Origin of the sequence: Paenirhodobacter hankyongi (genome assembly GCF_003664585.1) — a bacterium.
GTDB lineage: Bacteria > Pseudomonadota > Alphaproteobacteria > Rhodobacterales > Rhodobacteraceae > Rhodobacter > Rhodobacter hankyongi.
The window spans coordinates 265,376-288,232 of sequence record NZ_RCHI01000004.1 but is presented as its reverse complement, the minus strand read 5'-3'; the positions used below and the strand labels follow the sequence as shown (position 1 = coordinate 288,232).

General features: G+C 68.7%; 23 protein-coding genes and 1 other RNA gene. 9 read left to right on the top strand and 15 right to left on the bottom strand.

Translation table 11 applies throughout. The annotated features are described in order from the left end of the window. The 15 genes from DYS74_RS06450 to DYS74_RS06380 form a co-directional block, all read right to left on the bottom strand. Positions 1-190, bottom strand: a 190-nt coding sequence (locus DYS74_RS06450; RefSeq protein WP_281272453.1) for a tetrahydrofolate dehydrogenase/cyclohydrolase catalytic domain-containing protein, incomplete at its 3' end; no start/stop codon positions are given. Continuing rightward, positions 187-492, bottom strand: coding sequence for a chorismate mutase (locus DYS74_RS06445; RefSeq protein WP_121532039.1), 306 nt, complete (start codon positions 490-492; stop codon positions 187-189). The genes DYS74_RS06445 and DYS74_RS06450, both read right to left, overlap by 4 nt. Before the next feature lie 67 nt (positions 493-559). Continuing rightward, positions 560-2,227, bottom strand: coding sequence for a formate--tetrahydrofolate ligase (locus tag DYS74_RS06440; protein ID WP_121532038.1), 1,668 nt, complete (start codon positions 2,225-2,227; stop codon positions 560-562). 52 nt (positions 2,228-2,279) lie between these two features. Continuing rightward, positions 2,280-2,873 carry an MOSC domain-containing protein gene (locus DYS74_RS06435; RefSeq protein WP_121532036.1) on the bottom strand — a complete coding sequence of 198 codons (594 nt, stop codon included), beginning with the start codon at positions 2,871-2,873 and terminating at the stop codon, positions 2,280-2,282. Then, positions 2,861-3,667 carry a methyltransferase domain-containing protein gene (locus DYS74_RS06430; protein WP_121532034.1) on the bottom strand — a complete coding sequence of 269 codons (807 nt, stop codon included), beginning with the start codon at positions 3,665-3,667 and terminating at the stop codon, positions 2,861-2,863. The genes DYS74_RS06435 and DYS74_RS06430 overlap by 13 nt, the downstream gene beginning before the upstream one ends. A 15-nt stretch (positions 3,668-3,682) precedes the next feature. Next, on the bottom strand, positions 3,683-5,578 hold the full coding sequence (gene ftsH / locus DYS74_RS06425) for an ATP-dependent zinc metalloprotease FtsH (protein WP_121532032.1): 1,896 nt from the start codon (positions 5,576-5,578) through the stop codon (positions 3,683-3,685). Between the two features lie 77 nt (positions 5,579-5,655). Beyond that, a complete protein-coding gene (gene tilS, locus DYS74_RS06420) occupies positions 5,656-6,879 on the bottom strand; it encodes a tRNA lysidine(34) synthetase TilS (protein ID WP_245965212.1) in 1,224 nt (407 codons plus the stop codon). Then, positions 6,876-7,724, bottom strand: a complete 849-nt coding sequence (gene ybgF / locus DYS74_RS06415) for a tol-pal system protein YbgF (RefSeq protein ID WP_121532030.1) — start codon at positions 7,722-7,724, stop codon at positions 6,876-6,878. The genes tilS and ybgF overlap by 4 nt, the downstream gene beginning before the upstream one ends. 4 nt (positions 7,725-7,728) lie before the next feature. Continuing rightward, on the bottom strand, positions 7,729-8,256 hold the full coding sequence (gene pal, locus DYS74_RS06410; protein ID WP_121532028.1) for a peptidoglycan-associated lipoprotein Pal: 528 nt from the start codon (positions 8,254-8,256) through the stop codon (positions 7,729-7,731). Positions 8,257-8,324: 68 nt separating this feature from the next. Continuing rightward, the gene (gene tolB / locus DYS74_RS06405; protein WP_121532026.1) at positions 8,325-9,644 is read right to left on the bottom strand and encodes a Tol-Pal system beta propeller repeat protein TolB; all 1,320 of its coding nucleotides are present in this window, start codon (positions 9,642-9,644) and stop codon (positions 8,325-8,327) included. Positions 9,645-9,751: 107 nt separating this feature from the next. Then, positions 9,752-11,233, bottom strand: a complete 1,482-nt coding sequence (locus tag DYS74_RS06400) for a cell envelope biogenesis protein TolA (RefSeq protein WP_245965211.1) — start codon at positions 11,231-11,233, stop codon at positions 9,752-9,754. 6 nt (positions 11,234-11,239) lie between these two features. Next, positions 11,240-11,725: an ExbD/TolR family protein gene (locus DYS74_RS06395; protein WP_121532022.1), complete on the bottom strand. Its 486-nt coding sequence runs from the start codon at positions 11,723-11,725 to the stop codon at positions 11,240-11,242. 3 nt (positions 11,726-11,728) lie between these two features. Next, on the bottom strand, positions 11,729-12,424 hold the full coding sequence (gene tolQ, locus DYS74_RS06390) for a protein TolQ (RefSeq protein WP_121532020.1): 696 nt from the start codon (positions 12,422-12,424) through the stop codon (positions 11,729-11,731). Positions 12,425-12,585: 161 nt separating this feature from the next. After that, positions 12,586-12,987, bottom strand: coding sequence for a tol-pal system-associated acyl-CoA thioesterase (gene ybgC / locus DYS74_RS06385; protein WP_121532018.1), 402 nt, complete (start codon positions 12,985-12,987; stop codon positions 12,586-12,588). After that, complete coding sequence (locus DYS74_RS06380; RefSeq protein ID WP_245965210.1) at positions 12,984-13,643, bottom strand: hypothetical protein; 660 nt, start codon at positions 13,641-13,643, stop codon at positions 12,984-12,986. The genes ybgC and DYS74_RS06380 overlap by 4 nt, the downstream gene beginning before the upstream one ends. Positions 13,644-14,020: 377 nt before the next feature. Between DYS74_RS06380 and ileS the strand changes: the two genes are divergently transcribed. The 9 genes from ileS (at position 14,021) to DYS74_RS06335 (ending at position 22,804) form a co-directional block, all read left to right on the top strand. Continuing rightward, a complete protein-coding gene (gene ileS / locus DYS74_RS06375) occupies positions 14,021-16,933 on the top strand; it encodes an isoleucine--tRNA ligase (protein ID WP_121532016.1) in 2,913 nt (970 codons plus the stop codon). 124 nt (positions 16,934-17,057) lie between these two features. Then, positions 17,058-17,156, top strand: an RNA gene (gene ffs, locus DYS74_RS06370) — signal recognition particle sRNA small type. Positions 17,157-17,253: 97 nt separating this feature from the next. Then, positions 17,254-18,174 carry an endonuclease/exonuclease/phosphatase family protein gene (locus DYS74_RS06365; protein ID WP_121532014.1) on the top strand — a complete coding sequence of 307 codons (921 nt, stop codon included), beginning with the start codon at positions 17,254-17,256 and terminating at the stop codon, positions 18,172-18,174. A gap of 121 nt (positions 18,175-18,295) precedes the next feature. Next, positions 18,296-18,784, top strand: coding sequence for a cell wall hydrolase (locus DYS74_RS06360; RefSeq protein ID WP_245965209.1), 489 nt, complete (start codon positions 18,296-18,298; stop codon positions 18,782-18,784). A gap of 84 nt (positions 18,785-18,868) precedes the next feature. Continuing rightward, positions 18,869-19,534, top strand: coding sequence for a glutathione S-transferase family protein (locus DYS74_RS06355; RefSeq protein ID WP_245965208.1), 666 nt, complete (start codon positions 18,869-18,871; stop codon positions 19,532-19,534). Positions 19,535-19,658: 124 nt separating this feature from the next. Continuing rightward, positions 19,659-21,434 (top strand): DNA polymerase III subunit gamma/tau, encoded by a 1,776-nt coding sequence (locus tag DYS74_RS06350; protein ID WP_121532012.1) that lies wholly within the window; start codon positions 19,659-19,661, stop codon positions 21,432-21,434. A 65-nt stretch (positions 21,435-21,499) separates the two neighbouring features. Then, on the top strand, positions 21,500-21,847 hold the full coding sequence (locus tag DYS74_RS06345; protein ID WP_113899691.1) for a YbaB/EbfC family nucleoid-associated protein: 348 nt from the start codon (positions 21,500-21,502) through the stop codon (positions 21,845-21,847). A 1-nt stretch (position 21,848) separates the two neighbouring features. Then, a complete protein-coding gene (gene recR, locus DYS74_RS06340; RefSeq protein ID WP_121532010.1) occupies positions 21,849-22,448 on the top strand; it encodes a recombination mediator RecR in 600 nt (199 codons plus the stop codon). After that, positions 22,448-22,804 (top strand): TfoX/Sxy family protein, encoded by a 357-nt coding sequence (locus DYS74_RS06335; protein WP_121532008.1) that lies wholly within the window; start codon positions 22,448-22,450, stop codon positions 22,802-22,804. Before recR ends, DYS74_RS06335 begins: the two co-directional genes overlap by 1 nt. Positions 22,805-22,857: the final 53 nt, after the last annotated feature.

Genomic DNA, 22,857 nt, shown 5'->3' with positions numbered 1-22,857 from the left:
TCATCCCGACCTCGACGGTCTGCCTGCCCTTGTTGCGGACATAGACCTCGGAGGCCGGGTCCTCGCCCACCAGCACCACGGCGAGGCCCGGGGTGATCCCCTGCTCTTCCTTCAGCCGCGCCACATGCCCGGCGACCTGCGCCCGCACCTTGGCCGCAAAGGCCTTCCCGTCGATGATCGTCGCGGTCATTCGGCATCTCCCTTGCCCAGAACCCGTTCCTCGCGCGCGATCGACCAGTCGACCAGCGCTCGCCAGATGCCTTCGACCAGCACGGGGTCGAGCCCGCGCGCGGCGGCGGCGGCGGCGGCATTGCCGACCACCTCCTCGACCCGCGCGGTGATCCGCGCCGGCATGCCCTCGCCGGGCTTCAGCTCGGCCGCGCGGTCGATCAGCCGGGCCCGGTCGGCGAGAAGCGCGACGAGACGCTCGTCAAGCGCATCGATCTCGGCGCGCAGCTCGGCCATCGTCGCAATCGTGGCGGGCTCTTTCATCGGCATCCTTCGCATTTGCTGTGCGGGATCTATTGCAGCTTCCGCGCCGCGGCTCAAGCCCGGCCGCTCAGAACAGCCCCTCGACCTCGCCCGAGGGGGTCAGGCCGATGCGCTCGGCCGCGGGCGCGCGCGGCAGGCCCGGCATGGTCAGGATCTCGCCGCAGATCGCCACGACGAAGCCCGCCCCGGCCGACAACCGCAGCTCGCGCAGGGTGACGCTGTGACCGTTCGGCGCGCCGCGCCGCTTCGGATCGGTCGAGAAGGAATATTGCGTCTTCGCGACACAGACCGGCAGCGCACCGAAACCCTGCGCCTCCCATGCCGCAAGCTGGGCGCGCAGCGAGGCCTCGGCGATCACCGCATCGGCGTGATAGATCCGCTTTGCCACCTCCTCGATCTTCTCGAAAAGGCCCATCTCGTCGGGGTAGAGCGGCGCGAAACCGCCCGGCCCCTCGGCCAGACGCACCACCTCGCGCGCGAGGTCCTCGGCCCCGGCGCCGCCCTCGGCCCAGTGCCGGCACAGCACCGCGCGGCAGCCCTGATGCGCGGCATAGTCGACGAGGGCAGCGATCTCGGCCTCGGTGTCGCTGTCGAAGGCGTTGATCGCCACGACGACCGGCACACCGAAGCCGCGGGTGTTGGCGATGTGGCGGCCAAGGTTCGCACAGCCCCGGCTCAGCGCCGCCACATCCTCGCGGCCAAGGTCGGCCAGCGCCATCCCGCCCTGCATCTTCAGCGCCCGCACCGTCGCCACGATCACCGCAACCGAGGGCACCAGCCCGGCGCTGCGACACTTGATGTCGAAGAACTTCTCGGCACCGAGATCCGCGCCGAAACCCGCTTCGGTCACCACGTAATCGGCCAGCCGCAACGCCGTGCGGGTGGCGATGACCGAGCTGCAGCCATGCGCGATATTGGCGAAGGGGCCGCCGTGGACGAAGGCCGGCGTGTGCTCGATCGTCTGCACGAGGTTCGGCTGCAACGCGTCGCGCAACAGCACCGCCATCGCCCCCGCCGCGCCCAGCTCGGCGCAGGTCACGTGGCTGCGGTCGGCCCGCTCGCCGATCACGATCCGGCCAAGCCGCGCCTCGAGATCGCCCAGATCGCGCGCGAGGCACAGGCAGGCCATCACTTCCGAGGCCGCGGTGATGTCGAAACCGGTCTGCCGCGGCGCCCCGTTCGCGACGCCACCGAGCCCCGTCACGATGTCGCGCAACGCCCGGTCGTTCATGTCGATCACCCGCCGCCAGCTGATCCGCCGCGGATCGAGGCCAAGGGCGTTGCCCCAGTAGAGGTGGTTCTCGATCATCGCGGCAAGCAGGTTGTGCGCCGCGGTCACGGCATGGAAATCGCCGGTGAAATGCAGGTTCATCGCCTCCATCGGCACCACCTGCGCCCGCCCGCCGCCGGCCGCGCCCCCCTTCATCCCGAAGTTCGGGCCGAGCGAGGCCTCGCGGATGCAGATCGCGGCGCGCTTGCCGATCCGGCTCAGCCCGTCGCCAAGACCCACGGTGGTGGTGGTCTTGCCCTCGCCCGCCGGCGTCGGCGTGATCGCGGTGACGAGGATCAGCCGGCCCTCGGCGCGCGGTTCGATCTCGTCCAGGAAGGCGCGGTCGATCTTGGCGATCTCGCGGCCATAGGGGATCAGCGCGGTATCCGGGATGCCGATCTTTGCGGCGACCTCGGGCATCGGACGTTTCGGGGCGGCGCGGGCAATCTCGATATCAGGCAGCATCGGGTCCTCCTCGGCGGAGCCTAACCCGTTACGGCGACAGGGGAAAGCGGGCTCAGCCGCGGACGTCGGACATCCGCGACCAGGCGCGCTGATCGGGGATGTGCAGGCGCAGGCTCTGACCGAGTTCCAGCACGCCCGGCCGCTCGACCCAGGCGGTGACGCCACGCCGGCCCTGCGCCGCGGGCTTGTAGCGCGGCCCGGCGCCCGGGTGCACGGTCTCGATCACCTTGCCGGGCAGCACGCAGGCGCGGTTCTCCATGTCGACGACAAGCGTCGCACCATCGGGCCCCTGCAGCCGCGACGAGGGGGGCAGATGCGTCAGATCGGGCAGGCCGCGCAGCACGATCGAGGCACCGACCCATTCGGGCGCCAGATGCGGCAGGCGCATGGCAAAGGCGGTCTCGGCCAGCTCCTCCTCGGACAGGATCGTCAGCTGCCGGGTGTTGGCGATCTCGGTGCCCGGCGGGTGCTGTTCGGTCACGCGCGAACAGCTGGCGCGGGTGCGGCCGGAATGGGATTCCCCCGTGGCGCCGTCAAAGCCCAGAAGAAGCTGCGACACCGGCTCGGACGCCAGCCCCGCGCCGGGCTTCACAAGGCCCAGAAAGACGATTTCGCCATGAAACTGGGTGGATTTCAGCGCAGGCATCCGGCGACCCTCAGAACCAGGAAGAGACGGCGGAAGGGGAAGAGCACGGTGCCGTCCGGCTCGACCGGATAGGCGGCGTCGAGCGCCCCCTCGTAGCGCACGAGAAAGCCCGCAAGCTCGCTCTCGTTCAGCTTCGCGGCGAAGGGGCGCAGCGCGGTCGACTCGGTGAAGCGGCGCACCGGGTGCACCGCCCCCTCTGAGCCGAGGCGGTGGATGTAATCGGTGGTCCAGACGTCGACCTCGCCGAGCGGGGCGAGCATCCGCGCATAGTCGAGCGGTGGCGCCACCGGCGGCTCCCAGCCGGTGAAATCGAAACGGTCGGGGAACATCTCGGTTGCCAGATCGCGCAGGAACCGATGCGAGGGCGCCCCCCATTGCATCGGCATCTGCACCGCCAGCACCCCCGTGGGCGCCAGCAGCCCCGCCAGCCGGGGCAGAAGCGTGGCGTGATCGTCAAGCCAGTGCAGCGCGGCGTTCGAAAAGATCAGCGCCGGCGGCTTGCCCGGCTCCCAGGTCCGGATATCGGCCAGATCGCAGCGGCGATAGACGCCGGTCGCGGCCGCCTTGCCGATCATCGCGGGCGAGGCATCGACGCCGACGATCTTGCGCCCGGGCCAGCGGTCGGCGAGCGCCGCCCCCACAGCCCCCGCGCCGCAGCCGAGGTCGATCACCTTGCCGGCGGGCAGTTCGCCCACCCGCGCCATCAGATCGAGCGCCGGCCGCACCCGCAGATCGCGGAAGCGGCCGTAGCTTTCGGGATTCCAGTCGGCGCTTTCGGTGCGAGACCGGGCCATCGCCGCCGCCCCCGCTTACGCCGAGGGTTCCGGCGCGGCGTCGGGCCCCTTGGCGGGTTTCGTCTTCGGCACCGAGGTGACCGAGGGCAGGCCGCCCGGCGTGTTGCCGTCGTCGCCGTGGATCGCCTCGCCCGCCATCACCTTGCGGATCTCCTCGCCGGTGAGGGTCTCGTATTCCAGCAGCCCCTGCGCCAGACGCTCCCAGTCCTCCTGGTTTTCCATGAGGATGCGGCGCGCCTCCTTGTAGCCGGCGTCGATCAGTTCGCGGACCTCTTCCTCGATCAGCTCCTTGGTCTTGGTCGAGACCGAGAACCCGCCGGTGTTGCCCTGATAGCCTTCATGCGCCTCGGAATAGTCGATGTTGCCGACCTTGTCCGACATGCCCCAGCGCATCACCATCGCGCGGGCAATCGCCGAGGCCTGCATGATGTCGCCGGCCGGGCCGTTCGAGACGTGTTCCTCGCCCCATTTCAGAATCTCGGCCGCCTTGCCCGCCATGGTCATGGCGATCTTCTGCTTGGCCTCGTCCTTGTGGTAGTTCAGCTTGTCCATCTCGGGCAGCGAGACCACCATGCCAAGCGCCTGACCGCGCGGGATGATCGTCGCCTTGTAGACCGGGTCGCATTTCGGCAGCTTCATCCCGACGACGGCGTGGCCGGCCTCGTGATAGGCGGTCATTTCCTTCTGCTCGGGGGTGAGGACCATCGAGCGACGCTCGACCCCCATCATCACCTTGTCCTTCGCCTGCTCGAAGTCTTCCATGGTGACGAAACGGCGACCGACGCGGGCGGCCATCAGCGCCGCCTCGTTCACCAGGTTCGCGAGATCGGCGCCCGAAAAGCCCGGCGTGCCGCGCGCGATCACGCGCAGGTCGACATCGGGGCCCACCGGCACCTTGCGGGCGTGGACGGTGAGGATCTTTTCCCGGCCCTTGATGTCGGGGTTCGGCACGTGGATCTGCCGGTCGAAGCGGCCGGGGCGCAAGAGCGCCGGGTCGAGCACGTCCTTGCGGTTCGTGGCGGCGATGATGATGATGCCCTCGTTCGCCTCGAAACCGTCCATCTCGACCAGAAGCTGGTTCAGCGTCTGCTCGCGCTCGTCGTTGCCGCCGCCGATGCCGACGCCACGGGCGCGGCCCACGGCATCGATTTCATCGATGAAGACGATGCAGGGCGCGTTCTTCTTCGCCTGCTCGAACATGTCGCGCACGCGGGAGGCGCCAACGCCCACGAACATCTCGACGAAGTCGGAGCCCGAGATGGTGAAGAAGGGCACGCCCGCCTCGCCGGCGATGGCGCGGGCGAGAAGGGTCTTGCCGGTGCCGGGCGGGCCGACGAGCAGCGCGCCCTTCGGGATCTTGCCGCCGAGGCGCGAGAACTTCTGCGGGTTGCGCAGGAATTCGACGATCTCCTCGAGCTCTTCCTTCGCCTCGTCGATGCCGGCGACATCGTCGAAGGTCACGCGGCCCTGCTTTTCGGTCAGCAGCTTGGCCTTCGACTTGCCGAAGCCCATGGCGCCGCCCTTGCCGCCACCCTGCATGCGGTTCATGAAGAAGATCCAGATCCCGATCATCACGATGAAGGGCAGCCAGACGCCCAGCAGCGACATGAAGCCCGACTGCGCCTGCTTGATCACGTTGACCTGCACGCCCTTGTCGATCAGCTTCTCGGCGATCTCGTCCGCCTCGGGCTTCACCGTGGAATAGGTGGTGCCGTCAGCGATCTGATAGCGCACATCCTCGCCGTCGAGCTGCACGGACTTGACCTCGCCCTTGTCGACGGCGGTCATGAATTCCGAATAGGCGACCTGCCGCGCATTCATCGAGGCCTGCCCGTCTCCGAAAAGGTTGAACAGCGCGAGAATCAGCAGGAACAGCACGGCCCAGAAGGCCAGATTGCGTGCGTTGCCCAAGGGGAACCTCCAGAATAGACGGGGACCGGTCTCCGCCGGGCCTTTACCGGGTGAAAATAGGGATTACGCGGTCAGGTTCAACGTCTGATTAGAGACTCCGCAAATGCGCCGCAGGCAATTTGCGCTTTCCAGCCGTTTTCGAGCCCGGCAAGCGGTGCCGCGATCAGCCTTGCGCCACTCCAGACAGCGGGGGAGGCAAGCAGGCTCGCGCGCGGCAATCCGGTCTCACGCCAGTGCGGGCACAGGGCAAGCCCGCCCTCGCCAAGCGCCGCGATCTCGAGCCCCGGTGCGGCGGGGCCGGTCAGGTCCCAGCGGTCCCAACGCTCGCCCGCGGGCACCCGCAGCGCGGCGACCGCCGCCGCCTCGCGGGTCAGGCGCAGCGCATCGCGTCCGATGCGGATGCGGCAGCCATGCAACGTGCGGTCGCCCTGCTCCGCCAGCCCCGCAAGCAGAGCCGCCACCTTGGCCGCGCGCGGGGGGTAATCGCTGCCCGAGATCCAGCGCAGCGCGGCATTCAGAAGCCGCCGCTGCAGCTCGGGGGCGAGCGCCTCGACCCCTTCCCGCGCGATCACCACGTCGCCCGCGGGGGTCGTCACCGCCGCCTCCACGAAGCGGCACAGGGTTTCGCTCAGCACCGCATCGGCCGCCGCAAGGTTGCGTACCACGGCGCCCAGCGTCGCCGGGGTGATGCCAAGGGGCGCGAGCGTGGCCAGCGCCTGACGCGCCCGCACCCGGCCGAACCGCGGATTGTCGTTCGAGGGATCGTCGATCCAGCCAAGCCCGCGTGCGCGCAGCGCCGCGCGCAGATCGGCGCGGCTCACGTCCAGAAGCGGCCGGTGCCAGGTGACACCCTCGGCCACGAAGCGGCGGCGCATTCCGGCAAGGCCCTCGAGCCCGGCCTCGCGGCCAAGCCGCATCAGGAAGGTCTCAGCCTCGTCATCGGCGGTGTGGCCAAGCGCGACATGGCCGATCCCCTGCCCCCACGCCCAGGCTCCGATCAGCCGCAACCGGGCCCGTCGTGCCGCATCCATCAGGTTGCCCTCGGCCGCGGTGCCCTCCCAGCTCAGCACGCTGTGCGGCACGCCAAGACCCGCGCAGAGCCGGCCGACCTCGGCCGCCTCCTCGGCCGAGCCGGCGCGCAGCCCGTGATCCACCGTCACCGCGGCAAGGTCGAAGCCCGCCTCGCGGAGCCCGACCAGCAGCGCCGTCGAATCCCCGCCGCCGGAAACGGCAACCCCGACACGCGGGGGCGCATCGGGGCCAAATGCCTGTTTCAGGAGCGCGGTCAGATCCGGCGTCACTGGCAGCCAAGGCCCGCCTGTGCCGAGGGCACCTGCCCCGCCGCCTGCGACGAGGGGAAGCGGGCCGGAACCTCGGCCAGCGTCGCGCAGGCCTCGTTCTTCTGACCGAGTTCGCCAAGCGCCTTGCCGAGCTCGAGCAGGTTGTCCGCCGCGCGCTTGCCCTCGGGCGCCGCCGAGAAGGCGTCGAGCCAGGCCCGGGCCGCGCCCGGAACATCGCCCGCCTGATGCAGCGCGTCGCCGCGCAGATACATCGCGTCGTCGGTCAGGGGGCCACCCGGATAGGTTTCGGCAAAGGTCGCAAAGAGGTCAGCGGCGCCGCGAAAGTCACCCTGACCGAGCACCCCCTTGGCCCGGTCGAAATCGCTCTGCTCGTTCATTGCCAGATCGCCACCGCCCGAAGAGGAGGAGGAGGCGGCCCCGGTGCTCGGCGCCGCGGGCGCCGTCACCGCGCTTGCGGCCGGCGCCGCGCCACCAAGCGGCGCGCCCTGGCCGACGCTGGAGGGATCGCAGCCCTCCTCGAGCTCGCAGACGCGGAATTCCAGATCGCCGACCCGGTTGGTGCCGTCCTTGACGACCCGGTCGATGCGGTTCTGCAATTCCTCGGTGCGGGAGGTGAGCGTGCTCAGCTCGGCCTCCATCGTGTCCATGCGCTGCAGCGCCGAGGCACCGCCCGCCGCCTGCATGCCCTTCGCGCCCGACGCCACCAGCTCCGAACGCAGGTCCTGAAGCTGGGCAGACAGCTGCGCGAGTTCCGCGCGGATGTCAGCCAGCGTCTGCTTGTCGGCCGCATGGGCGGGCGCTGCCAGCGCCAGCGCCACGGCCGCCCCCAGCATCACCCGCCGCATCAGATCAGCTCCCCGCGCCGAGCGAGATCACGGTGACCGCGCGACGGTTCTTGGAGTAGCAGTCTTCCGACGAGCACACGGCGAGCGGACGTTCCTTGCCGTAGGAGACGGTGCGCAGACGCGAGGCCGACACGCCCTGCGAGATCAGGAATTCCTGCACCGCCGAGGCGCGGCGCGCACCAAGCGCGAGGTTGTATTCGCGGGTGCCCTGCTCGTCGGCGTGGCCTTCGATGATGGCCGAGTACTTGCCGTGCGCGTTCAGCCACTTGGCCTGGCCCATCAGGATGTTGCGGGCCTCGTCGTTCAGCGTCGACTGGTCGACCACGAAGTGCACCATGTCGCCGACGGTGGCATTGAAATAGGCCGGCGAGTTCGGGTCGCTGATCGAGCCCTGCGAGACCGAGCCGTCGCCGCCGCCGTAGACCCCACCCGGATCGACCACGCCATTGCCCGAGCCGTACTTGTCGGGGTTGTTACAGGCCGCGAGGCCCAGGACTGCCAGCAGGATCACTGCCTTGGGTGCAAAGTTCATGTGTACCGCCTTTTGGTTTTGCCCTTTCGGGCGAAGGTAACAGGTTCGGAATGCTTTGTGAATCGGGCTCAGGGCAGAAGCGGCGACCAGGCCGGATCCGAGGCCCCGCCGGCATTGCCGACCTTCTTCAGGTTCCGCCCCGAGATGTCGATGGTGAAAAGCTGGGCGCCGCCGCCGGCACCGGGGCTTTCCCGGGTGAACATGATCACGCGGCCGTTCGGCGACCAGGTCGGGCCCTCGTCGAGGAACGAGGCCGTCAGCAGCCGCTCTTCCGAACCGTCAGTGCGCATCACGCCGATGAAGAAGCGCCCGCCCGCCTGCTTGGTGAAGGCGATCATGTCGCCGCGCGGCGACCACACCGGGGTGCCATAGCGGCCGTCGCCATAGGAGATCCGGGTCGGTTCGCCGCCGCCTGCCGGCATGATGTAGAGCTGCTGGCCACCCGAGCGGTCGCTTTCGAAGACGATGCGCGAGCCGTCGGGGCTGAAGGACGGCGCGGTCTCGATCGCCGGCGAATTCGTCAGCCGGGTCGGCGCGCCGCCCGAGGCCGACATCTTCCACAGGTCGGTGTTGCCGTTCTGCTCGAGCGAATAGACGATCGAGCCGCCATCGGGCGAGAAGCGCGGCGAGAAGGTCATCGTGCCGGGCACCTCGGGGAGCAGCTGGCCGCTGACATTGCCGACGTTCATCAGCTTGATGCGCGGGAAGCCGGTCTCGAAGGTGGTGTAAAGGATGCGGTCGCCGGTGGGCGAGAAGCGCGGGGCCAGCACGATCGTGCTCGAATCCGTGAGATAGTTCACGTTCGCCCCGTCGTAATCCATGATCGCGAGGCGCTTCAGGCGCTTGTCCTTCGGCCCGCTCTCCGAGACATAGACCACGCGGCTGTCGAAATAGCCGCTTTCGCCGGTGATCCGGCTGTAGATCACGTCGGCCACCTTGTGCGCCAGACGGCGCCAGCTTTGCGGGCTGGCCGCAAGCTGCTGGCCATCGCCCAGCTGCTGGTTCGAGTAGACGTCGAACAGGCGGAACTTGACCACCACCTTGCCGCCCGACGTCGACACGCCGCCGACGATCAGCGCCTGCGCGTTGATCGCCTGCCAGTCGGCATAGCTGACCGGGGTGTCAAAGCTCGAGAAGCGCTGCAGATAGGCGTTCTCGGGGATCTGCCGGAAGAGGCCCGTGCCGCTCAGGTCGGCATTGATGACCTGCGAGATCTGTGCCGCCATCTCGGACGCGCCGCCGGTTTCCGCGACGAAGCTCGGCAGGGCATAGGGCAAGGGCTCGATCACGCCCTCGTCGATCTCGATGTGCAGCGGGCCCTGCTGCGCCAGCGCCGCCCCCGGGCCGATCATCAGCGCCGCCAGCGCGGCCAATGCAAAACGGAACATGCTCTTTTCCCTGGCTTGGGCTTTTGCCCGTTGTATCCAATTTCTGCGTCGCGGCACATCACAAGCGGCGGAGAGCCGGATTTTTCCGGCTCCCTGCGGCGCACGCGTCACTTCATCCTCATCTTGTTCGGGTCGAAGACGATCTCGATCTGCTTCCACCAGCCGTATTTCTCGGTGGGCAGCGGGAAACCGTCCGAGCCGCAGCGCACGATCGCGCGGCGCGCCGCCTCGAAGGCCTGTTTCGCCGCGGTTTCCGAGCCGCCGGTGAAGCCCTTCATCTTGATCGACTTCACGTCGGGCTTGCCGTTCTGGCCCATGTCGACGAGCACCGTCACCGTGGTGCGCAGCGCTTCCGAGCTGAGCGCGCCGGTGTTCCAGCAGGCCTTCACATCGACGATCAGCGCCTCTTTCTCGCCGGCGGTCACGGGCGGGCCGTTCTCGGCGATGCCGAGACCGCCGGTGCCGGTGCCGGTTTCCGAGGTCATCGCCTCGGCCAGCGCGTCGTTCACCCCGCTCGCGCTGCCCGACTTGCCGGAGGTGCCCGATTTCGCGGGCGTGCCCGAAGCCTTGTCGGTCGCCTTGTCGCTCGCCTTGCCGGTGCCCTTGTCCGTCGCCTTGCCGGTGCCGGTGCCAGAGGTCTTGTCCGACGCCTTATCCGTCGCTTTGTCGGCCGGCTTGGCGGCGGGCTTCGCCGCCGGCACCTTGTCGGCAGCCTTGTCGGCAGGCTTGTCCGAGGCCTTGTCGGTCGCGCTGTCGTTCGAGGCGGTCTTGGTCTCCGCGGGCTTCGTCTCCGCGGGCTTCGTCTCGGCCGGCTTCGTCTCGGCCGGAGCGGGCTTCGTCGGGCGCGTCTGCGGACGCGGCACGCTGGCCGGCGCCGAGGTCTTGGCGGGCTCCTCGACCGGCTTCGTCTCGGGCGTGATCTCGGTCGCGGCCTCTTTCGGCGCCGCCTCGGGCTTCGGCTTCTCGACCGGCTCGGGCTTCGGCGTGTCGGCGGGCTTCGTCTCGGCGACGGGCGCCTCGGCGACCTTGGCGTCAGGCTCGGGCGCGGGCGCCGGGGTCGGCGCGACGCGCGGCGCGGGCTTGGCCACCGGGCGCGGCGAGAAATCGGGCGAGGTCGTGTCCTGCGGCTCGACCACCGGCGGCATCATCGTCGGCGGCACCTCGACCACCTCGGCGGGCGGCGTCGGCTCCGCGGCCGCGGTCATGTCGGGCTGCGGCTCGGGCGCCGGGGCGGGCTTCGAAGGCGGCACGGGCGAGGATTGCGGCGCAGGCGCGGGCGCCTCCTCGGCGGGCGCCGGGGCGGGCTCGGCAGCCGCGGGGGCGGGTTCCGGCTGCGCCGGCGCATCGGACGCGGCCGAGGCCTCGCCGCCCGCGGGCACGGCGGGTTCGCTGTTCGCGCCCTGTTTCGGTGCGGCGGCGGCGATCGCGTCGAACTCGGCCTGCGAGATCACCGAGACCTGCGTCATCTGCACCTGTTCCTGCGGCTCCGGCGGGAACCAGTCGGTGCCAAAGATCGCCAGCAGAATCACCGCGATATGCAGTGCCGCCGAGACCTCCGTGCCGATCTTCTCTGCCCTGTCCATGCGCATGGCGCGTCAGTTCCCCGAAGGCGCCTTGCCCGTCAGCGAGGGGCCGCCGGTGTCGGTGACCAGAATGATGTTGTTGAAGCCGCCCGCGTTCAGCGCCCCCATCACCTCGACGACGCGCGAATATTCGATGCCGCCATCGGCGCGCAGGTAGATCTTGTCGCTGTCGCGCTCCTGCGCGATGGCGTGCAGCCGGTCGACGAGTTCCGCCTCGGGCACCGTCGAGTTCATCAGCGACACCGTGCCGTCAAGCTGCAGCGAGACCGTCAGCGGCTCTTCCTGCTCGGTCGGCACCGCCTTCGCCGCCGTCTTCGGCAGCTCGAGCGGCACACCCACCGTCATCATCGGCGCCGCCACCATGAAGATGATGAGCAGAACCAGCATCACGTCGACCATCGGCGTGACGTTGATCTCGCCCATCACGGCGTGCCGGCCCTTGCCCCCGCGCCGGCGGCGTCCGCTGCCACCGGCCTTCTTCATCACCCCCGCGCCCATGGCTCAGGCGTCCAGCTGGCGCGAAAGGATGGTGGCGAATTCGTCGGCGAAGGCCTCGTAACCCGAGGTGATCTTGTCGGCATCGCCCGAAAGCTTGTTGTAGAAGATCACCGCCGGGATAGCGGCGATCAGGCCGATCGCGGTGGCGACGAGCGCCTCCGAGATGCCCGGTGCCACGACGGCAAGCGAGGTGTTCTGCGAGATCGCGATCTCCTCGAAGGCGACCTTGATCCCCCAGACGGTCCCGAACAGACCGATGAAGGGCGAGGTCGAGCCCACCGTGGCGAGGAAGCTCAGCCCCGAGTTCAGGGTTTCGGCCTCTTTCGCGATCGCCACATCCATCGAGCGGTCGATGCGCGCCTGTGCGCCGGCGATCAGCTCGCCGTCATGTCGGTGCGAGCGTCGCCATTCGAGCATGCCGGCGGCGAAGATGCGCTGGCTCGCGCCCTCGGGCGAAGGGCCGATCTGGTCGAAGAGCTCGTCGAGCGGCTCGCCCGACCAGAAGGCGCGGTCGAAGGCATCAGCCTCGGCGCGCGCGGCGCGGAAGGTGATGAATTTCCGGATGATGATCGACCACGACCAGAAGCTGGCCATGGTGAGCATAATCATCACAAGTTTCACTGTCAGCGATGCGCGCAGGAAAAGTGCAAGCAGCGAGAAATCGATCTCCTGCCCCATCGCAAGGGTTTGCTGGTCCATAATCGTGCCTTTAGGCGTTCACTGCTCTCGGTCGAAGCCGTTTTCGCGGCTCTCTTAGCAGTGATTCTATCCGAGGTTCAGGGGGAGCGCCATAACATCTGCGTCATCGCGCCACGGCTGATGCGGCATTGCAGCAGGTGCAGGGCTCGCTCAGCCCCGGTTCAGTGCAGCGAGGGCACCAGACGCTGGCGCAATTCGGCCGGCAGACGCGCAGGCGCGCCGGTCTCGCTCAGGCACACGATGGTCACCGCGGCGCTGAACAGCTTCTCGCCCGCGCGCCACACCGCCTGCTCGACGATGAGTCGCGCGCCCGCCACAGCGGACAGCGCGGTCGTCACCGTGAGCTCGTCGTCGAATTTCGCCGGCCGCAGGTACTCCGCCTCGACCCGGCGCACCGCGAAGACGAGGCCATGATCGCGCTTCAGCGCGACCTGATCGATGCCGAGGCTGCGCACCCATTCGGTGCGGCCGCGCTCGATGAACTTCAGGTAATTCGCGTAATAGACGATACCGGCAAGGTCGGTGTCCTCGTAATAGACCCGGACCGGGAATTCATGTGTCATGCCGAGGCCTCCGGTCGCGGCGCGGCGAGCCGGGCCGCGAGCCGCAGCGCATGGCTCGCGTCCTGGGCGACGGCGGGCAGCACCGGGTCATAGGCCGCACGGATCAGCGCCGCCACCTCGGGGCGCAGCACCGTCACGCCGCGCGCCGTGGCAAGCGGCGGATGGCCGGCAAAGGCGCCCTCGCCCCAGAGCAGGATCATCTGCACCGCCTGGCTCAGCGCGATGGTCTCGGCCGGCACCTCGTCAAGCGCCGCATCCATCCGCACGAAGGCAAAGCACGCCCGGATCGCCCCCGCCGGATCGAAGCGGAAGACCCGATACTGGTTCGCCCCCGCGCCCTCGAGCCGCGCGACGAGGTCGCCGAGCCCCTCGATCATCCGGTCGAGGTTCGGCACCTCGAGCAGTTCCTGCCACTCGCGGAAGAAGAAGATCATCAGGTTCGCGCCAAGCTCGGGGTCGGTCTCGGCCATCTGATGGCCGGCCAGCGTCACCACCGCCTCGACCGCGCCCTTCACCGTGGCAAGCGTCGCCGCATCGACGCCGAAGACCACCGGCACCACCGGCCGCCCCCAGCGGGCAAAGAGATAGTCCCCGCCCGCGCGCGTGAACATCGCCGTGATGTCTTCGGCTTTCGGCATCCCCGTCTCGTCGCTCATCGGCCCCCTCCGCAGATCGGCGCCACCCTAGGCCATCGGCCGGGCAAGGAAAAGGCCGGGCAAAGGGCGCGCGGCCCCCTCGGGCTTCGCCCCCCCGGGAGATTTGAGGCAATTGCAAGCAAAAGCCCCCTTACGCTTTCGCCTTGCCCGAAATACCTCGGGGGTGAATTGGCGCAGCCAAGAGGGGGCAGCGCCCCCCATCCGGCGCTTGCCGCGCGCGCGCGCGCCGCCTATAAGGCGCGCCATGACCTGGCTTGCGCACATCATCCGTCGAATTACCGGCCCGGCGCTCTGACGCGTCAGGGTGGCCGGGACTGCTGCAAGCCACGGGCGCGGGCTGCGCGCCCCTCTTCCTTCAAGCCGAGGATATTCTTCCGATGTGCGCTGACACGCCCGAAACCACCGTCGACTATCGCGACACCGTCTTCCTGCCCGAAACCGAATTCCAGATGCGCGCCGGCCTGCCCGCGCGCGAGCCCGAATGGCTGGCCCGCTGGGAGCGTCTGGCGATCTACGACCAGCTGCGCGAAAAGGGCCGCGGCGACGCCCGCCCCGCCTTCGTGCTGCATGACGGCCCGCCCTACGCGAACGGCCATCTGCACATCGGCCATGCGCTGAACAAGACGATCAAGGACATCATCGTGCGCAGCCACCAGATGATGGGCCACGACAGCCGCTATGTCCCGGGCTGGGACTGCCACGGCCTGCCGATCGAATGGAAGATCGAGGAGCAGTATCGCGCCAAGGGGCTGAACAAGGACGACGTCGACACCGTCACCTTCCGCCAGGAATGCCGCAAGTTCGCCGAGAACTGGGTCACCGTGCAGCGCGAGGAGTTCAAGCGCCTCGGCGTGACCGGGAACTGGGCCGATCCCTACCTGACGATGGATTTCCATGCCGAGGCGGTGATCGCCGAGGAATTCATGAAATTCCTGATGAACGGCACGCTCTATCAGGGCTCGAAGCCGGTGATGTGGTCGCCGGTCGAGAAGACCGCGCTCGCCGAGGCCGAGGTCGAGTATCACGACCATACCAGCCACACGATCTGGGTTCGCTTCACGCCGGCCGCAGGCCTTGACGGCGCGAAGATCGTGATCTGGACGACGACCCCCTGGACGATCCCGCAGAACCGTGCCGTGGCCTATGGCCCGGGCATCGCCTACGGGATGTATCGCGTCGACACCGTCGACGAGAAATCGACCGCCGTCGCGGGCGAGCTTCTGGTGCTGGCCGATGCGCTGGCCGAAAGCGTGATGACCGCGGCGAAGGTGACGGGCTTCACCCGGCTGCGCGACGTCGCGACCTCCGAGTTCGAGGGCGTGGTGCTGAAGCACCCCTATGCCGGGCTCGAGGAGGCGCAGGGCGAGTGGGATTATGACGTGCCGATGCTGCCCGGCGATCACGTCACCGAGGACGCCGGCACCGGCTTTGTCCACACCGCGCCCTCGCATGGCGACGACGACTATCAGCTCGGCGTGAAGTTCAAGCTGCCGATGACCTACAACGTCGAGGCCGACGGATCGTACCGCGCCGACCTGCCGATCTTCGGCGGTCAGGCGATCCTCGACCAGGACGGCAAGGAAGGCCCGGCGAACGTGTCGAACATCAAGCAGCTCGCCTGGGCGGGTGCGCTGCTGGCGAAGGGCAAGATCAAGCACTCCTACCCGCATTCCTGGCGCTCGAAGGCGCCGGTGATCTATCGCAACACGCCGCAGTGGTTCGCCGCGATCGACCACAAACTCGACGACGGCATGGGCAGCTATGGCGACACCATCCGCACCCGTGCCCTGCGCTCGATCGAGGAGCTGGTGAAGTTCACCCCGGTCTCCGGCCGCAACCGCCTGCATTCGATGATCGAGCACCGGCCGGACTGGGTTCTGTCGCGTCAGCGCGCCTGGGGCGTGCCGCTCACCTGCTTCACCAGGAAGGGCGCGAAGCCGACCGACGCCGACTTCCTGCTGCGCAATGCCGAGGTCAACGCCCGGATCGCCGCCGCCTTCGAGGTGGACGGCGCCGATGTCTGGTATGTGCAAGGTTTCAAGGAAAAGGTGCTCGCGGGCATCGTCGATCCGTCGGATTATGAACAGGTCTATGACGTGCTCGACGTGTGGTTCGATAGCGGGTCGACGCATGCCTTCGTGCTGCGCGACCGCGCGGACGGCACCAGGGACGGCATCGCCGATGTCTACATGGAGGGCACCGACCAGCACCGCGGCTGGTTCCACTCCTCGCTGCTGCAGGGCTCGGCCACGATCGGCCGCGCGCCCTATCGCAACGTGGTGACGCATGGTTTCACGCTCGACGAGAAGGGCATGAAGATGTCCAAGTCGATCGGCAACACCGTCGCCCCGCAGGAGGTGATCGACGAATACGGCGCCGACATCCTGCGGCTGTGGGTGGCGCAGACCGACTATACCGCCGACCAGCGCATCGGGCCGAAGATCCTGAAGGGCACCGCGGACAGCTATCGCCGCCTGCGCAACACGCTGCGCTTCATGCTGGGCGCGCTCGCGGGCTTTGACGAGGCCGAGCGCGTGGCGGTTGCCGAGATGCCCGAGCTCGAACGCTGGATGCTCCACCGTCTGGCCGAGCTCGATGCCGAGGTGCATGCCAACTACCGCGCCTTCAACTTCTCGGGCGTGTTCCAGGTGCTGTTCAACTTCTGCACCGTCGACCTCTCGGCCTTCTGGTTCGACGTGCGCAAGGATGCGCTTTACTGCGATGCGCCCGACAGCCTGCGCCGGCGCGCGGTGCGCACGGTGATGGACCTGCTGTTCTTCCGGCTCAGCACCTGGCTCGCACCGATCCTGCCTTTCACCATGGAGGACGTCTGGCTCACCCGCTTCCCGTCCGAGGATGGCTCGGTCCATCTGCAGGACTTCCCGGCGACGCCCGCCGACTGGAAGGACGAGGCGCTCGGCGCGAAAATGGCGTTCCTGCGCAAAGTTCGCACCAATGCGAATGCGATGATGGAAATCGCCCGCACAGAAAAGCACATCGGGTCATCTCTTGAAGCGAAAATTCTCATTCGTGCGCCGGAACCTGAGCAGTACAGATTGTTGCAATCGGTCGATCTTGCCGAACTACTGATTGTTTCAGAGGTTGCTCTGGAGCTTGGGCGCCCGGTGAATGATGACGGCACCCCATTTGGACCTAACGTCGAAGGAATTGGCTCTAAAGTCCTGCTCCCCGAGGGCGAGAAATGCCAGCGCTGCTGGAAGATCCTGCCCGACGTCGGCACCCATGCGCATGCCCACACCTGCAAGCGCTGCGACGCCGCGCTCGGCTGAGCCGCGCCCGCCCCCCGCACCCGAAGGGCGCCCCATGCGGGCGCCCTTTCGCATTCCGCCAAAGCCCTTCGTTCCGTGCAAGGCCGGGGTTGCGAATCCGGAACGGCTTGCCTATATGACCGCTTGAGAGGTTGGCGCGGGCGAGCGCCTCGCCAACCCGGTCAGGTCCGGAAGGAAGCAGCCGCAACGAGCCCCGCTTGGGTCGATGTCCAGCCTCTCACCCCTCCCCTTCACCGCAGCCAAGACGACAGCCCTTCAGGGCTCCGCGTGGCGATTCAGCCTTTGCCTCGGCGCGGGGGCGGTGCGATGCTTGCCCCATCATGCGCATCGCGACCTTCAACCTTCAGAACCTGAAACTGCTGAAATCCGCAGACGGGCCGCAGCTGCACGGGGCATGGGACAGCGACGATCCCGAGGAGACGGGCCTTGACGCGATCGACCGGCGCCTGTCGGCCGAGGTGTTGGCAAAGATCGACGCCGATCTTCTGGCGCTGCAGGAGGTCTATGACCTCGCGACGCTCGAGCATTTCTATCAACGCCACATGCTCCCCACCGGCCTGCGCCCCTATCCCGAGCGGATCTGCCTGCCCGGCAATGACGGCCGCGGCCTTGATCTTGCGCTGCTGTCGCGCCGGCCGCTCGACGAGCTGCGCAGCCATGCCGCGCTGACGCTCGATGACTTCGACATCGCGCCGCCGCTGGGCGTCGACCCGCTCGCCCCAGTCTTCCGCCGCGACTGCCTGATGGCGACGGCGGGGCAGCTCACCCTGTTCCTGTGCCATTTCAAGTCGCCCTACCCCGATGTCGCCACCGCCTGGACCACGCGCCGGCTTGAGGCCCTGGCGGTGCGGCGTCTGATCGCGCGCTATTTCGAGGCGCCCGCAGCGGGGCTGTGGCTGATCGTCGGCGATCTGAACGAGCCGCACGGCGCCCTGCCCGGTGCCGAGCGCGCCATTGCGCCCTTGGAGAACGGCTTCACCGTCAACCTGATGGAGCGCCTGCCCGAACCCGAGCGCTGGACCTATTTCGACGTGCATTCCGGGCGCTACGATTGCCCTGACGTCCTGCTGGCCTCGCCCGCCCTTGCGCACGCCTTTCCGCAGGCGGTGCCCGTGATCCTGCGCGCGGGACTGGGCCGCGAGGCGCGGCGCGACACCAGCGCGCGTCTTTCGGGCGTCGGGCAGCATCGGCCCCATGCCAGCGACCATGCCGCGGTGATGATCGACCTGCCGGGCCTGTGACCGCCCCTGACCGCGCGACGCACCGCCACTCCCGGCCCGCATCCCTTGGCGCGACTCGCGCGCTCTGGTATTCTTGCCGCCAACGAGGGCGAAACGCCCCGGACAAAGAAGCAGGCACATCATGGCATTCGTCACACCGGGCATGCGCGGCACCCTTGTCCTTGCCGCCGCACTGGGCGCATTGGCAAGCTGCGGACACACGCCGCTCGATTGCATGGAACGGGCGATGTATTTCGAATCGAACCGCTCGAGCCGCGACGGCATGGTCGCCGTCGGCAGCGTGGTGATGAACCGCGTCGAGTCGGGGAAATACCCGAATTCGGTCTGCGGCGTGGTGCGCCAGCGCGGCCAGTTCGCCCCGGGCATCATGACCAAGCGCATGAAGGAGAAGACCAATGTGCGCGAGGCGGCACAATCCGTGCTGCGCGGCGAGCGCCACCCGCTGATCGGCAACGCGATGTTCTTCCACACCGCGAACCGCAGCTATCATTACGACAACATGAATTACGTGCTGACCGCCGGCGGGAACTCCTTCTACGAGCGCCGGCCTTCCGCCTATGTCACGCAGCCCGTCCCGCCGGCGCCGATCGAGGGCATCACCGGGCGCTGAGGCGGCAGGTCCATGCGCCCGACCTTGCGTCGTTGACCGGCCATCTGCGTTTGGCTAGCAAGAGATCCGTGCGCGGCCGGGGAGATGATGATGACGTGGACATTGGCCATCGGCGAGCGTTGCTACTCGAGCTGGAGCCTGCGCGGCTGGTTGTTGTTTGACGCATTCGGCCTGCCGGTCGAAACCGTCCATGCGCCGCTCTACACGGAGGACTTCGCGCGCGTGCTGGCCGATTTCTCGCCGGCAAGAACCGTGCCCGCGGCGAAACTCGGCGATACGGTGATCTGGGACAGCCTCGCCCTTGCCGAGGAACTGGCCAGCCGTCACCCCGACGCGGGGCATTGGCCGGTCGAGCCGAAACTGCGCGCGGCGGCGCGGTCGATGGCGGCGGAGATGCATTCCGGTTTCACCGCCTTGCGCTCCCATTGCGCGATGAACCTGCACACGGCCTACCGCGATGTGCCGGTGCCCGCCGGGGTGCAGGCGGATCTGGACCGGATCGAGCGCCTGTGGTCGCAGGCTGATGGCTGGCTCTTCGGCAGCTATTGCGCGGCAGATGCCTTCTTCGCCCCCGTCGCGATGCGGATTGCGGGCCATGATCTTCCGGTGAGCACGCAGGCCCGTACCTATGTGCGAAAGCATCTCGAGCACCCATCCTTGCGCCGCTGGGCAGCTCTTGGCCGCGCAACCGACCCTGTTCTTGCGGAATATGATCGCGACTGGCCGCAAACCGCCTGGCCGGAAGCCTAGGGCGCAACGGCACCTCTCGCGCCCAGCGTAGCACCGGTGCGTCCGGCCCCGCCCGAGACGCCCCCTCATCGGTTTGACTCGGCCCGCCCCGCGACTAGACTGCGCGCCGACGAGAGGAGCACTCATGTCCGACACGCCCGCGACCGGCTATCAGGTCCTTGCCCGCAAGTATCGCCCCGCCACCTTCGCCGATCTGATCGGTCAGGAGGCGATGGTGCGCACGCTGAAGAACGCCTTCGCCTCCGACCGCATCGCCCATGCCTTCATCATGACCGGCGTGCGCGGGGTCGGCAAGACGACCACCGCGCGGATCATCGCCAAGGGGCTGAACTGCATCGGTGCCGACGGCAGCGGCGGCCCGACCACCGAGCCCTGCGGCGTGTGCGAGCATTGCCGGGCGATCGCCGAGGGCCGCCATGTCGACGTGATGGAGATGGACGCGGCCTCGCGCACCGGGGTGGGCGACATCCGCGAGATCATCGAATCGGTGCATTACCGGGCCGCCTCGGCGCGCTACAAGGTCTACATCATCGACGAGGTGCACATGCTGTCGACCTCGGCCTTCAACGCGCTTCTGAAGACGCTCGAGGAACCGCCGGCGCATGTGAAGTTCATCTTCGCCACGACCGAGATCCGCAAGGTGCCGGTCACCGTGCTCAGCCGTTGCCAGCGCTTCGATCTGAAGCGGATCGAGCCCGAGGTGATGATGGCGCATCTGGCGGGCGTCGCGGCGAAGGAAAACGCCGAGATCGCGGGTGACGCGCTGGCGCTCATCACCCGCGCGGCCGAGGGCTCGGTGCGCGATGCGATGTCGCTCCTCGATCAGGCGATCGCCCATGGCGCGGGCGAGACCACGGCCGAGCAGGTACGCGCGATGCTGGGTCTGGCCGACCGCGCCCGCGTGCTCGACCTTTTCGACATGGTGCTGAAGGGCGATGCGGCGGGCGCCCTGACCGAGCTGGCCGGGCAATATGCCGATGGTGCCGATCCGATGGCGGTGCTGCGCGATCTGGCCGAGATCACCCATTGGGTCTCGGTCATCAAGATCACCCCCGAGGCCGCCGATGACCCGACCGTGCCGCCCGAGGAACGCACCCGCGGCCAGGCGATGGCGGCGGCGATCCCGATGCGGGTGCTCTCGCGGCTGTGGCAGATGCTGCTGAAGGCGATCGAGGAGGTCTCGGCCGCGCCGAACGCGATGATGGCGGCCGAGATGGCGCTCATTCGCATGACCCATGTGGCCGACCTGCCCGACCCGGAAACGCTGATGCGCAAGATCCAGTCCGGCCCCGGCGCCCCGGCGCCGGCCGGGCGCGGCCCCGCCCCGGGTGGCGGTCCGGTGCACGGTCCCGCGGCGCTGGCCGCCGCGACCACCCGCGCGATGCTCGGTGGGGCGCCGGTCGGCCGCGCCCCCTCGGGCGCCGCGGTGGCCCTTGCCGCCGCCCCCGCCGCCGGTGCGCTTGCCCGCTTTGCCCGGTTCGAGGACGTGGTCGAGCTGATCCAGCGGATGCGGGACGTGAAGCTGCTGGTCGAGGTCGAGACCTGCCTGCGGCTCGTGCGCTATGCCCCCGGCCGGATCGAGTTCGAGCCCACCCCCGCGGCGCCGCGCGACCTCGCGGCCACCCTCGCCGCCCGGCTGCAGGGCTGGACCGGCGCCCGCTGGGGCGTCTCGGTGGTGTCGGAGGGCGGCGCGCCCACCATCGCCGAGGTCCGCGACGCCGGCCGCCGCGCCGCCGAGGCCGAGGCGCGCGAGACGAACCCGGTGGTGCAGGCGATCCTCGCGGCCTTCCCGGGCGCCGTCTTCGACGACATCAAGCTCGCTGCCGACCTCGCCCAGGAACAGGCCGCCGAGGCCCTGCCCGAGGTCGAGGACGAATGGGACCCGTTCGAGGACGGCTGACGTCCCCCTTGTTCCGCCCGGTCGGGCTGCGTATCTGTGACAGACACTCATAGCGGGGAATGACGATGTTCAAGGGACTGGGCCAGCTCGGCGACATGGCCAAGATGATGAAGGCCGCGAAGGAGATGCAGGAGCGGATGATGACGCTCCAGGAAGATCTTGGTCGCATCGTCGTGGTGGGCGAGGCGGGTGCGGGCCTCGTGCAGGCGCGCGCCACCGCCAAGGGCGAACTCACCGGCCTGTCGATCGACCCCTCGATCCTCGTCGCCTCGGAAAAGGAAGTGGTCGAGGACCTGATCCTCGCCGCGATCAAGGATGCCCAGGCCCGCGCCGCGGCCCGCGCCCAGGACGAACAGCGCAAGCTGCTGACCGAGATGGGCCTGCCCGCCGACATGAACCTGCCGCCCGTGTAAGATGGCCGGCGCGCAGGACGAGATCGAGGCGCTGATCGCGCTGATGGCGCGGCTGCCGGGGCTTGGCCCCCGCTCGGCCCGCCGTGCCGTCCTGCAACTGATCCGCCGCCGCACGCAGCTGATGGAGCCGCTCGCCCGCGCCATGGCGCATGTGGCCGAGACCGCGCAGGATTGCCCCATGTGCGGCAATATCTCGCTCGGCGGGCTGTGCGAGATCTGCGCCGATCCGGCCCGCGCGACGGGCGAGATCTGCGTCGTCGAGGATGTGGCCGACCTCTGGGCGATGGAACGCGGCCACGCCTTCAAGGGCCGCTATCACGTGCTGGGCGGGCTGCTGAGCGCGCTTGACGCGGTCGGGCCCGAGGAGCTCGGCATCCCGCGGCTGATCGAACGGGTCCGCGCCGAGGGCCTGCGCGAGGTGATCGTCGCGCTCAACGCCACGGTCGAGGGCCAGACCACCGCCCATTACATCGCCGAGGCGCTCGAGGAGAGCGGCACCGCCGTCACCGGCCTCGCGCAGGGCGTGCCGATCGGCGGCGAGCTCGACTATCTCGACGACGGCACGATCCAGGCCGCGCTGCGCGCCCGGCACAGTCTCTGATGCCGGTCTCCCCCGATCTCGAGCTGTTCTTGCGCGAGCAGTTGCAGGGCCGCGTGCACTCGCGCCCGATGTTCGGCGGCTTCGGGCTTTATCTCGGTGAAAAGCCCGCGGGATATCTGTTCAACGACGCGCTCTATCTGCGCCGGCTGCCCGCGCTCGAGCCGCTGCTCGACCTCCTCCCCGAACGCCCGCCGGCCGAACCGCCGGTGCGTGGCGCGCAGCCCTATTGGCGGATCGAACCCGACCTCTGGGAAGATCCCGACTGGCTGCTTGACCTGCTGCGCGCGGCCTCCGAGGCCGCCCCCGCCCGCCGCCCGCGCCGGCCCCGTCGCGCAAAGACGCCCGCAGAGCATTGAACGCCCCGGCCCCGGCCGCTATCACGGGGAAAACACCAACCGGGGCCGTGTCC